General features: G+C 38.7%; 8 protein-coding genes and 1 riboswitch. Of the genes, 1 reads left to right on the forward strand and 7 read right to left on the reverse strand.

Translation table 11 applies throughout. The annotated features are described in order from the left end of the window. Positions 1–122 precede the first annotated feature (122 nt). The 5 genes from BME96_RS15175 to BME96_RS15200 form a co-directional block, all read right to left on the reverse strand. The gene (locus tag BME96_RS15175) at positions 123–623 is read right to left on the reverse strand and encodes a small multi-drug export protein (protein ID WP_071649472.1); all 501 of its coding nucleotides are present in this window, start codon (positions 621–623) and stop codon (positions 123–125) included. Between the two features lie 112 nt (positions 624–735). Then, a complete protein-coding gene (gene aldA / locus BME96_RS15180) occupies positions 736–2,190 on the reverse strand; it encodes an aldehyde dehydrogenase (RefSeq protein ID WP_071649473.1) in 1,455 nt (484 codons plus the stop codon). 318 nt (positions 2,191–2,508) lie between these two features. Further along, on the reverse strand, positions 2,509–4,611 hold the full coding sequence (locus tag BME96_RS15185) for a methyl-accepting chemotaxis protein (protein ID WP_071649474.1): 2,103 nt from the start codon (positions 4,609–4,611) through the stop codon (positions 2,509–2,511). A gap of 869 nt (positions 4,612–5,480) precedes the next feature. After that, positions 5,481–7,898 carry a sialidase family protein gene (locus BME96_RS15195; protein WP_071649475.1) on the reverse strand — a complete coding sequence of 806 codons (2,418 nt, stop codon included), beginning with the start codon at positions 7,896–7,898 and terminating at the stop codon, positions 5,481–5,483. A gap of 329 nt (positions 7,899–8,227) precedes the next feature. Beyond that, on the reverse strand, positions 8,228–9,217 hold the full coding sequence (locus BME96_RS15200) for a LacI family DNA-binding transcriptional regulator (protein WP_071649476.1): 990 nt from the start codon (positions 9,215–9,217) through the stop codon (positions 8,228–8,230). Positions 9,218–9,536: 319 nt separating this feature from the next. Here BME96_RS15200 and BME96_RS15205 point away from each other — a divergent pair, with 319 nt between their 5' ends. Next, positions 9,537–10,082, forward strand: a complete 546-nt coding sequence (locus BME96_RS15205) for a hypothetical protein (protein WP_071649477.1) — start codon at positions 9,537–9,539, stop codon at positions 10,080–10,082. Positions 10,083–10,137: 55 nt separating this feature from the next. On the opposite strand, the gene BME96_RS15210 is transcribed toward BME96_RS15205, so the two are convergent. Together BME96_RS15210 and BME96_RS15215 are read right to left on the reverse strand one after the other, a co-directional pair. Further along, entirely contained in the window at positions 10,138–11,184 is a 1,047-nt protein-coding gene (locus BME96_RS15210) for an aromatic ring-hydroxylating dioxygenase subunit alpha (RefSeq protein WP_071649478.1), read from the reverse strand. A 95-nt stretch (positions 11,185–11,279) separates the two neighbouring features. Beyond that, positions 11,280–12,641, reverse strand: coding sequence for a nucleobase:cation symporter-2 family protein (locus tag BME96_RS15215; protein WP_060679968.1), 1,362 nt, complete (start codon positions 12,639–12,641; stop codon positions 11,280–11,282). A 507-nt stretch (positions 12,642–13,148) separates the two neighbouring features. Further along, positions 13,149–13,250, reverse strand: a riboswitch (purine riboswitch). Positions 13,251–13,377: the final 127 nt, after the last annotated feature.

Raw genomic sequence — 13,377 nt, forward strand, 5'->3', positions numbered from 1 at the left:
TTATTTTTTTCCAGAGGGGATATTTTTGGTCTATTGCTGATTGTTCTCACACAAGTTCGCCTTTACTCCAACTATGAATATACAAGATATGTTTGTCCCTAACCTTTGCAGAAGAGCTTTTTTTATTTCAGCAAATTGGCGAGAAACCCTGTACTTCCCGTACTCTTCGTTAAGAAACCCATGCCATAATAAGATGCAAAGCCCATAATAAGTGTCCACACAACAACACTTATCGTCATCCACACAGTTATCTGTATTTTGGAACCCCCAAATCCCATAGCTAAAATAGCACCAAGATGACTGCCTGTAATGAATGGCGCCACTAACGAAAGACCAGGAAGACCGTATTTTTTCCATACCCTTCCGGCGCGTTTCTCCTTCCTTTCCGAAACACGCTCCCCATTTTGTATTTTCTTTTCCTTTCTATGATGCAGCCATGCTTTTACCTTGTCAGTTAACAAAATTAACAAGTATATTGTCACCATATTTCCGGCAAAAGCCAGGATGGTAACAGGTACAGCTTCTAAGCCTGCTGCTACACCAATTGGGATAACACCCACCACTTCAAAAAACGGAGTTGCTCCCAGCAAGAAAATAACGAGATAAGCTATATAAATACTCATTCTTTTTACCCCTCGCTTTTCACCAAAAATATAAATGAAAACCCGGACTGTGAGGAAAGTTTAGTCCGGGTTTCATCACTGCGTACATTTTAATCACTTTTACGTACAACTTTTATTCGTTTTTATCTTTGTTATATTGCATATAAACAACCTGTGTAACAAGGAAATCCTCTACACCATGTTTTCCGTCCGTACCGCCAAGACCAGATTTGCGCATACCTGCATGATAACCTTGGACAGCCTCAAAGTTCTCGCGATTTACGTACGTTTCACCAAATTTTAACTCGTTAATCACACGCATGGCTTCGTTCATATCATCCGTATATACAGACGAGGAGAGTCCATAAACCGTGTCGTTACCTTTTTCGATTGCTTCGTCCAACGTTTTAAATGTATCAATAGGAATCACCGGACCAAAGATTTCATCCTGCATAATAGCTGACTGGTGGTCTACATTTGTCAGGATGGTCGGTTTATAAAAATAGCCTTTTTCACTTTCTGCGCGTTCTCCGCCAGTGACTACTTTTGCACCATCTTCTTTTGCTTGCTCTACCATCGACGAAACAGCTTCCAACCGTTCGTTACTAATTAAAGGACCTACATCTGCATCCTTATTTTCTCGAGGATCGCCAATTTTTTTACTTTCGAAGCTTTCTTTCAGCTTGCTTACAAACGTATCAGCAATATCTTCATGTACATATACACGCTCTGCGTTTGTACATGCTTGTCCATTATTGGCTAAGCGTGATGTTACAATGTTGTCAACAGTAACCTCAAGGTCAGCATGCTTCGTTACAATAGCAGGTGCTTTCCCTCCTAGCTCGAGGTTAACTTTGGTGATATTTTGTGCAGCAGCCTCCATTATTTTTGTTCCAGCAGGGATACTTCCTGTCATAGAAACCATCGCAATTTTTTCATGTCTAGTTAATGCATCCCCAACTTCCGAACCAGTTCCTGTGACCACATTGTAAACACCTTTAGGAATATCATCCATGTCATCTACAATTTCTGTAAAAGCCATTGCTGTGTTTGGTGTTTTTTGACTTGGTTTTAACACTATGGTACAGCCAGTGACGAGTGCAGTGGCTACTTTTCTAGCAAGAATGAATACAGGGAAATTCCATGGAACAATACCCGCAATCACACCAATAGGTTTTTTATAAATATAGATATTTTCATTTGGCCGATCGCTTGGGACAATCTCTCCTTCTATTCTGCGTGCCCATTCAGACATATATTGAAAATAATCAATGGCCAAATCAACTTCGCCCTGTGCCAGCTCATAATCCTTACCTTGCTCCTCTTGTAACAATTCAATAAAAGTTTCCCGTTTTTCCTGTATCGCTTCACCTAATTTGCGAACGATTTTTCCACGCTCAATGTTCGGAATAAGCTCCCACGATTTTTGAGCTTCAAATGCCGCTTGAACTGCTCGATCTACATCTTCATTTGTGCCTCGTTGGGCTTGGGATATCATTTCCTCTGTAGCAGGGTTAATAATATCAAGCCAGTCGTTTCCTGTAGAATCTGTATATTCTCCATTAATGTATAATTGATGTCGTTTCATTATTAGGCTCCTCCTTCATCCTCTTTAGATGATTTGTTGTCTACAAGTGTTATTCCACTTAAAAAAAGGAGTTAAACAAGAGCGGTTCTATGGCTAATGTTGGTGGAGGAAACGGTAAATAGAAGATTCATAGTAGAAGGAGATGCTTTAGCCTTGCGACAAAAACTATTGGTAGTAGAGGAAGGATCCGTGGCAGATTGATTTTATAAGCAGGAGGACAGGGTTATCGTCTATTGAAATAAAAAACATGTTTCAAACAAAAGGCGGTTCTCCTGCCCCAATCTATTTAGGTCATGAGAACCGCCCCAGGTTCATCTTTTATTCTACTTTAAAACGGTTTACTACGTCCTGTAGTTCATTCGCTATCTTATCCATTTGCTCTGTGGATGAAGCTACTTGCTGCATTTGTGTCTGTTGTTCTGCAGCAGAAGCACTTACTTCCTCTGCAGATGCGGCTGTTTCCTGAGAAATAGCTGATACACTTTGAATCGCGGTCATTGCCTGTTCTTTATAATCCATCATATCCGTAAGTTTTACGGACAATTGATTTACTGATTGGCCAAGCTGTCTGGCCAACTCTGCATTCTTATTAAAAGCTTCCTCCGTATTAGAAACAGAATGATTATTTTGCTCCATTAATTTTCCATTTTCAGCAATTAATGCAACGGTCTGTTCCGATTCATTTAAAATCTCTTGAACAGTCTCTTGAATCACCTTCGTTTCATTACTGGATTCCTCTGCAAGCTTGCGAACTTCCTCAGCAACAACAGCAAATCCTTTACCATGCTCACCCGCACGTGCTGCCTCGATACTAGCATTCAATGCAAGTAAGTTTGTTTGTGCAGTAATGCCATGAATTGTTTCAATCACCTTATCAATAGCTGCAATACGGCTTGTCAAAGACTGAATTTGTTGCTGAACCTTTCTATTCATATCATTGGTAGCCTCGTTATGCTGACGCAATTGAGATACTTGTTCAATGCCCTCGTCAGTAGACTCTTTGGCATTCATTGAAAATTGTTCCATTTCTCTTGAAAGGTCAGATAAAACATCAATTTGGGTTGATAAGTCTGCCATTTGTTGATTTGTATTTTCAGCATCTGCCGATTGTTGGGAAGCACCTTGTGCAATCTCATCTACTGCAAGCGCCACCTCTTCACTTGCTGCCGTTACTTCATTTACTGTGCGTGAAACATCTGTGGATGATTCATTTAAATTTGTTGATGATTCTTTGACGACTTGAATGACTTTACTTGTTTCACCCAGCATATCATTAAACGCCAACGCCACAGCACCTATCTCATCTTTTCGAATTTTTTCCGGGTCCACTTTCATAGTTAAATCCCCTGAAGCTGCGGTGCCCATGGATTCATATAAAAATTTCAATGGACGTAAGTTACGATGAATAAACATCGAAGAAGCTCCAGCCATGAGTAGAATCATTGCTGCTCCAGCAATAATTGTAATTAACGCAAAGTCAGTAAATGTCTTAATAATAGTAGATCTGCCTATAACGGTTTGTATAGACCAAACTTCATCAATTCCTTGTAGATTGACAGGGGCAAATGCATTAAATGCTTTTTCCTGCAGTTGTTTAGAGTCCACATAGGTATTTGTGACATTTCCGGCTATTAATCCTTCTTTAAGGGGAGCCCAGTCTAGAGCCTCCGCCATATTAGAGCCAACCAATTTCTGATTAATACTATTAGCAACAACTAATCCTTGATCCGTAATAATAGAGGAATACCCTCCATCTGGCTTCATCTCTTTTACCAATTCATCCAAGAATCCCATATCAAAATGTGCTGAAATAACTCCAAGAAATTGATTATCCTTAGATAGTAATGGAATAGCAATAGAAGATGCGGATTTAGTTTCTTCTCCTAGTTTGTAAGAGATAGGTTCAGTTAAAACAGACCTCTTTTCCTCTTTTGGAATGATATACCAATCACCGTCACCTGCTTTATCTAATCCAGAAGCGGGATTTGTATAAACCTCTCCCTTTACTTTAGAAGCAAAAGGGATAAAGCGATTTTGTGAATCTACCAAATTTGTATCAATAGAATCCTTTTCCGGTAATACCCCCTCTTCCAAAACAGTGGCAACCCCGGAAATGGATGGATTGTTTGCAAGTACATTTTCCATCATCGATAGGACACTGTCAGCTGTTATGGTGTTGTCATTATAAGTTCCTTCAACTACAAGTTTCATTGTATCCAATGTTTTCTTTGTTTGATTCAAATTATCACTTAAAATCGAAGCATAATATCTCGTATGCTCATTTGCAAATTTCTCCCCATCCTTTACCGCTTTGGTGTGCAGAATGCTGCTGGAAACGGTGGCATAAGCAATGAACAACACGAGAAACAAGCCGATAATCAGGCCTGATAATCTCCATGATATACTATTTCTTTTCTTCATAATTAGGTCCTTTCCTTCCTGTTGTATGGTAAATAAGTACTAGTAGTAGTTACCATTATGTTATCGGCAGGACTGGGAGAATTATGAAGGATGTAAATTAGATTTCTATCAAAATAGTGTTATATAGCTATATCCAATTACTTTAGAGTTAATAGTTCTACTGCAACTGTTGGAGTATAAACCAAAATCGTACATTATTCATAGTTGGAGGAAACTGCGACGTAACTTTATTGATGAAAAGCTCAGTGAAATATTTGAGAAGAAGTGCCCCATTGATTTCCGTTTCAGGCGGACGCTTTCCACCGGCATGGCCTCAGCCGCTTCCTCCGCTACGCTCCGTGCAGGGTCTTCAGCTCATGCTATTCCGGCAGGAGTCGCCGCCCTCCACTCCAATCAATTTGTATGAGCTCTAATATTCCAAATGCGGAGTGGGTCTTTCACTTGTCCTCGGTGATGTAAAGTGACCTTTTTACTATCAATACTAAGTTAATTTATCGCTAAAAAGTAACACTTAAGCGGAGGAAAATACGGAGACTTCTGGGGGAGATGAGGCATAGGTGAGACCCCGGAATGCGTTAGCATGAGGAGGCTCATCAGCCGCCCCCGAAAAGCGCAGTGTTTTCCGTAGCGGGGGTGTAATCAGATTCAATATTTCAGTGAACTTTCCAGCAACACAGTTATTTTTCATACGCTAAAGACGAAAAGTTACGTCGCAATATATCTATTTTCCGAATCATTGAATATCCTCAAAATATATATTAGAACCATTTGTTTAGCGAAAGAGGGCATGCAAAAGACCTCTAATAAATCATAGAGGTCTTTCACACAAAATTGTATATTAATTTCAGCTAAGTAGTATCCTATTCCAACTATTTTCTCCCTTTCCCGTTAGCTCGAATCCGTACTTCATCAATTAGTTTTGAATTTGCTTCCTGTTTATCTAGAGTCTTTCCATAAACATTATATACATCTAGGTTATTACTAAACGAAAGGTCTAACTCACGTTTTCTAGGATGAATATCAGGGATGGTCCCTTCAAATAAAATTGTATTGGCAGATACTTGGTCCGCAAACTTAAATTCAATTTCCGTGCCATCGAGCGTTCCAGTAAGGCTCCGGCCACCCATCAACATGACATAGCTATCAAAAGTCATCTCTACCTGAATAGTTTCACCAGGTCGATAAACATTTGGGGTTTTCTCTATTGTGCTGAAAGAATTAACAGTTGGTGCGGGAGCCTCTTTTTCCTTCTCCCACTTCACAAAGTCAGTATTAAACTTCCTAAAATCCATGACAGTATTTGGGGTACCTTCATAAAAAAGACCAATATTTCCATCTGATAAATTAGTAAGACTGGAATAGCCATAATGCCCTTCTTTGACAAGCTGATCATATTTCCAATCAATTGAATATTTTGTATGCCCATTTCCATAAGTTCCTGATTCTTCTATTAGCCCTATTCTTACTGTTCCATCCACTCTGCTGGCAGAGTTGTTTGCACTTGAGAAGATAAGTGCTTCTTTGTCATCGACCTTCCCATCGTAACGTATAACAGACATTTGGCTATACGGTGCAACCAAATCCTTTTCCGTTACAACTTCTTCTTCCCATGTTTCTCCACCATCAAAGCTTGTAGCAATTTGTGCGTAGCCAGAATGGTTTCTCATAAACAATTTCAGCTGACCATCAGGCATTTCAACAACCTGTGATTCAGTAACCTCATATGCACTATTGTTAAAGGTTTTCTCATGAATGACCTCTCCGTTACCCACAACTCTTCCTTCATTAGGTGATTCACCACGGTGCCATGTCTTCCCATTATCATCACTATAAACAACGGCACTAGCTTGTTTAAAGTTATCATTTAGAAAGTACACCGGGAAAACAAGTCTTCCTTTATGTTCACCTTCTGTTAATTGAATACCGTTACCTGGGCCAGTACCTAGGAATGCCATCCATTCTTCTTTCACCTCATCATTTAAGTCAATGGTCCCTTCCCATGTTTCCCCTTCATCATCACTATAATAGAGTTCGAGATAGGAAGTTTTATATGGTTTTAGAGGTGTTGTCTTACTAAATATATTGTCTATTTTTTCACCATTCAAGTATAAGTTTCTTCTATCATCTACTTTATATTCCGTTTGGTTCCCTTCATTATCATACACTTGTCCACCATCACGAACAGTATATTCCTTTCCAGATTCATCTGTGAGGAACATATACTTTTTCCCATCGATTGTTTTGAACCCAGTTCCTTTATAGGAGTTGACTCCAAAACCACCCATAAGTCCTGCACCATGTGGAAAGCCATCAACCAAGGCAAAAATCCGCTCGTTTGACTTATCCTGCAGGAAAGCTAAATCGATATTGGAAGCCTGATCTGGATAGTCGTTGACCATCACACCATTCTCTTCCCATGTATCTCCATCATCAAAGCTTCTTCGAATAACAGCATCAATATTATTGGGAGAATCAGCACCATTTTCTACACGGCGGTCGATCCCAGCAATCAATGTACCCTTTTCTGTGTAAAATAGTGCTGGAATTCGATAATTATTCGAATCCATGAAGCCTGGGTAAAAGATACTTTCAGGGTCCGTTACATAAGCTTCGTCTGGCATTGGATTCACAAGCGGTGCAGCAGCTGTCACACCTGTAACTGCAGTTAAAACTTCATCAGAGAGTGGCTTATTGTATATCTTCGCAAAATCGATATCCCCCTCAAAAGGATAATTGTTTCCACCAGCTGCTCTCTCTGTCCTGCCAAGTTGGGCACTGTTCGGTTTGTAGATATTGTTTAAAAATTTCTTTGGAGTCGTAGTGTCTTTTTTAATTAATTCTCCATCCAGGAAGTATTTATAGCCTGCTTCCTTATCTACCACCATTGCCAGTGTATAGACATGTCCTTCTTTTAGATTTGCTGCAACAGATGTATGAACGTTTTCTTGGGGTTCCCCTGGCTTTTGAAATCGATTTTCACTGCCAATGGAGGACGGGGAGATATATAAATGGAAATGCCCATTAGCTAGATTACTATTACTTAATGAAAATAATGACATAATAGAAGAGCCCGTATAACGAAAGCGAACAACAATCGTACCTTCTTCTAACCCTTTTAGCTTATCGATTTCACTATTAAGATTTGTGAAATAACCATTTTCTATTTGTTCATTCTCTACACTTACAATTGGTTCAGTCTTTGATGTAGAGGCTTCTACCAGTTTCTGATCTGCTCCTATGAAAATAAAAAATACTACAGAGATAATGATAGCGTATACATTTTTCATTTATTACTTCCTCCTTTTATAAATGGTATCAACGATTTTGTAGTCACACCTCCTTCTAATGATTTCCAATTTTAATTAGTTGAAATATTACCATAATGATAATTAAGTGTCAAAATGATAAATATTAAGAAAAACAATCATCATTAAAGGAAAAATGACAAAGAATACACATCATCGCCTAAATGTAGTTCATTAATCCTATAACAAACCTTGTAGTACACCGGAAGATACTTTATAAATGATAAATCAGACTCACAAATAATTGTTAAACAGGAAAAAAGCACCCTTTTAAAAAGAGTGCTGAAGTCTGTATGGCAAATAATAAAAAATTAACTCTGTAACGGTTTTGTAGATCCTCTTACAATCAATTCGACATTATATATGGCCGATTCAATTTCACTATCAGGTGTTTCAATCTGCTGAATAAGCAGTTCCGCAGCTCGCTTTCCAATATCGTAAATAGGCTGATTAATTGTTGTCAATTGAGGTGTAGTAACTTTTCCTGGCTCTGTATTATCAAATCCTATAACTGACAGTTGTTCCGGAACTCGAATCCCTAATTGTTCAGCAGCTTTCAAAACACCCACAGCCATGAGATCATTGGCTGCAAAAATTCCATCGATATCTGGGTTTTTCTGTAAGAGTTCCATTGCAGCAAGGAGCCCACCCTGAATACTGTGATCACCAACCTGTACAAAATCACTTGTCAACCAGTCTTCTTTTTTCACAATATCCAAGTAACCTTGCAGCCTGTTTCTTGAACTACTTACATTTTCAGGTCCGCAAATATGGCCAATTTGCTTACAGCCTATTGATTGCAAATATTCGACCGCCTGTCTTGCGCTGTCCCGATTATCTACAGTTACGGAAACAAGTTCTGGGCTAATTTTTCTATCCATGGCCACTATCGGAACGTTTATATTTTCAATCTGCTCAGCTTTGATTGTACTGGAAACAAAAATAAAACCATCAATCGACTTTTGTAGTAATGCTTGTAAATAGTCTATTTCTTTTTGATTATTGTTATCCGTATTACATAGAATAAATGTATATCCCCGCGAATTTGCCATATCCTCTACAGCTCTCGCCAGCTCAGGGAAGAAGGGGGTTTGAATATCTGGTACAAATAGCGCAATCATTTTTGATCTACCATTAAATAAACTACGTGCAACATCATTTGGTCGATAATTCAATTGTTTGATTGCTTCTTCCACCTTTTGCTTTGTATTTTCATTTACATATCCATTTGCATTAATGACTCGAGAAACAGTAGCTACAGATACATTTGCTAATTTGGCAACATCTCTAATTGTTGACATGTATAATCACCTCACTATGTAACGCGTTACACATTAGCTTATACAAAAATATGTGTAACCCGTTACATAAATAATAGAATTATTTTGTAAGCTTGTCAATAGTGAAAAAATTATAGAAATTGAAGTTTGCTTATATGTAGCTGACTTCTATTAAAATTTAACTCATCTCTTAATCCTTGAACAAATGGAGAAACGAAATGTAAAATGAGTTTAAAGTTAAATGCACAAATTTTCTATTTTACCTATTAGTCCAACGCTTCTGCTTAGAAAAAATAAGACATATTCTGTGTAATCTATTTAAAAAGGAGATGAGTATGAAATGACTTTATCTTATACAAATTTTCGTGGTGAAGCATATTATTTACATAGTAGCACGACAAAAAAAGGAAATTTAACTTATCATTTTTCTAAAAAAGTTAAAGATAATGCAATAGATCAATTACCTAATGGTTATGAAATATATGAAAATCCAAATGGGAAAGTATACTTACGAAAAGAAGAGAAACAAATTGTTAATGAGCAGGAAATACAAACGATTAAAGAGAGTTTAAAGAAGCACTCTCCTATAAAGGATATAAAGCTCGATGTAAAAAAGGAATATATTTATATTTATTACGCAAATAAAGAATTAGGGGAAGTTTTACCATTTACTGATTCGCATACACAGGATAAATATAAGCAATATGAGACGGAACTGCGATTAGAATTAATTGACGAGGACGAACGGTGTTTCGTAATGGAACGTTTCTGTTTTTTAGGGGGTATTGATGATTGGATTGATTTGGAGGATTCAACAGATTTAGAGGCCCTTCTAGCAAAGTATGCCCCACATATTGGTCAAGAGTCACTTTTTGAGTTTTGGTAAGAATTAAACTCCGACGTAACGCAGGGGTTTTCGTTACGTCGGATTATTATAATTACTATTTATGGTTCACAGCGGCTGTCTTTTTCTGGATGGGCCGTTTTCTTGCTCGTTGCTTCTTATCACTATTTATTGGCATAGTGCCATTTTCAATTCCTAATTCGTCTAACCATCTCCGATAGGCAATCGTAAGTGCATCTGACTTCAAGTGCATTTCTGCTTGAAGATCCAGCGGAAGCAATTCTGGCTTCTGACTTTCTACCACATCCAAATCCTGATAAAAAATCGTATCCTGAAACTCCCTAAACGGTTCATCCGGCTGATCCAAGTCGTAGTTTCTGGTTAAAAGCATATAAACATTACATTGTTCATGATCTTCTTGGTTAACCACTGTCAGAATGGTAAATTCCTCATCTGATCCCTCTGTTGTTTTCGTAAAACGAGCAGCAGTTGGACTTAAAATTTCATATACATAATCTGTGTAACCACCTTTTGATCTTCCATCAGCATTTGGCTGGTATACAGGGATCTTACTCGTAATAAAACGACCATCAAGAAATTCAACATCATAATCTACTATTTCAGCATGATCCGTATCCCCGAGCATGCCTTCATGTACGAACATTAAATGAGAGACATCAAGGAAATTTTCAATAATCCGAGGGGCATTTGCTTTTACCTCATAAGAACCGCATATAATTGTGCGATAGCCTTCCTGGTTATACTCCGGATAGTTAATTAATTGTATTGGTTCATCTCCAAGATTTACCCAAATGAGTCCCAGATACTCTTGACAATGATACACTGTTGCTTTTGCTTTCTTTGGAATCGGTCGCTCACATGGCAGTGCAGGAATCTTCACACATGTTCCCTCTGAATTATATTCCCACGCATGGTATGCACAAACTAAATTTCCATCGACAACTTTACCTAGTGAGAGGGCCGCTCCACGATGAATACATAAATCCTTGAACGCATGAACGCCTTTCTCATTTCGGAAAATAACTACCCTTTCTCCAAGCACAAAAACTTGCTTAGGATCATCTTGCAATTCCTCCGACTTACATACAGGATGCCATTCGTTCCACAATCTATCTTGCTGCATAAGCCTTCCTCCTCAGATAAATTAAATTGTGTCAGTGGTACAAAGGGACGGTTCTCCTGTCCCGGGGACTGAAGAACCGCCTCCCTGCACCAGCTCTATTTACTAACACCTAATGGAATTACGTTACTGTCTTGCTTTTTCTCAGGAAGTACGAAATTAAGGACTAATGCTGCAATTGCGCCCACGGCTGTTCCTGAAGAAACAAAGTATGTTACTAGATTCGGTAACCCATTTGCGATCTCTGCTGGCATAAGGACAGCAGATAATGCAAGCATAATAGGAAGACCAATTACGATCATATTTCTTTCTGTAAATGGTGCATTCTTAATTACTTTAAAACCATTCATCATAATAACAACACATAGAATAGCAAAAACCCCATTAATTACTGGAGCTGGAATGCTGGCAATAACGTTCATGATTTTTGGCATCATTCCAAGTGCTATCAAAATAGCACCACCGGCGATAATCGGTTTACGGCTCTTCACACCCGTAATGGCTATTATTCCAGCATTAGAAGAATATCCTGTCACAGGTGTTCCTCCAAAGAAGGATCCAACAAAGCAACCGATCCCCTCTCCAAACGCTCCACCGTTTAATCGCTTTCCATCCAGCTTTTCATCTGCTACTTCGCCAACGGTAAACCATGTACCCGTCGTTTCAATTACGATAATCAAATAAATGGCAAGCATAATTAATATCGCATCCAATTCAAATGTTGGTGTACCAAATGCAAATATACTTGGCAACGCGAACCACGGCACCTCGCTAACATGCGAAAAATTTACAAGTCCGAATAAAGCTGCAACTAGAGTTCCAATTCCCAGTGAAAGCATGACGGAAGCTACTTTCATAAATTTAAATTTTGTTTTCATATTTTCACCTATATACATACAAGCAATCAATACAACTGCTGTAATAAAAGCAATCAGGATGTTCACTTGAAAGCTTCCAGGTGCAGTATAGATGGAATTAATCGCAGCGGGCATGAGAGATATACCCACAACAACGATAACCGTCCCTGCCACAAGTGGTGGGATAAATTTTAATACAAGCTTACTAAATACGTTTAGCGGTTTGCCTAGCAAAGAAATGAGTATAGCGCCAGGGATAAGACTACCAATCATTGCACCTATTCCGGAAGTGGTGCCAATAGCTGCCAATGCGCTAATCGGAACAAACGAGGGCCCTTGCATCACAGGCAGCTTCATTGCAAATCCAGCCTGAATGATTGTTGCAATTCCACAAGCGATAAACGTCATTTGGATTAATAACGCACTATCAGCTACAGAAAAGGATAATAATCCAGCCAAAATGATTGGAGGTATAAAAAGATCCATTGCAAGTACATGCTGTAATCCAACAAAGAGCGACTTTCCAACAGAAATTTCTGTTTCCTTCCCCTGTTGTTCAACCTCGTTTATTTCTGTTTCTTGTTTTCTAGCTGTATTAACCATATTTGTAACTCCCTCCAATTTATATTCATAGGTGATAACAATGAGCTTACGAGTAAATAATTTAGTTGGTTCTACTACAAATGTTAGGGCACAAACATATTTCGTACATTCATAGTAGGAGTAAACAGCAAACTAGTGGATGGAGCACCAAATCTCGCTGCAGAAAAATATTACGCTTTCCGCGGGCGGTCTGCGAGCCTCGGGCCAACACGATGTTGGTCATGAAGGCGTTGCGACAATGGGTTTCGATGGGGCGAGTATGCGCAGCCCCAGGACGTCGCGACTTTAGCCTTCCAGCCCCTACTACACGTTCTCCGGGGTCTCGCTAGTCTCGCTTTTCCCGCTGGAGTCTATTTTTCCTTCGCTCATGACTGCATTCTAATTATCTAAAATAGAATTTCACTACCAATACAAAAAAGCCCGGGATACATGCTTTTCTATGAATAAGCATGTATCCCGGACCTTAAAGGAACCGAAATAAGAATAACATCTAAACATACGTAGACGTCACCCATACAAGCTTTTCATAGTCAGTTCATTTACGGTAAACTGGTAGAAACTCGCAGGCCATATCCCCGCTATTATATGAAAAACATCATTAAGTTTGTCTTTAGTATAACACCCATTTTCTATTAAACAAGTATTTTTTTAAAAAAACTTCTATTTTATTTGTTGCAATAGCTCTTGGATCCCTTTTTCTACTTAGGTTTACCACAAATTTCAAAAAGCTATATAG

The sequence above is a fragment of the Virgibacillus halodenitrificans genome (genome assembly GCF_001878675.1).
Lineage (GTDB): Bacteria > Bacillota > Bacilli > Bacillales > Amphibacillaceae > Virgibacillus_Q > Virgibacillus_Q halodenitrificans.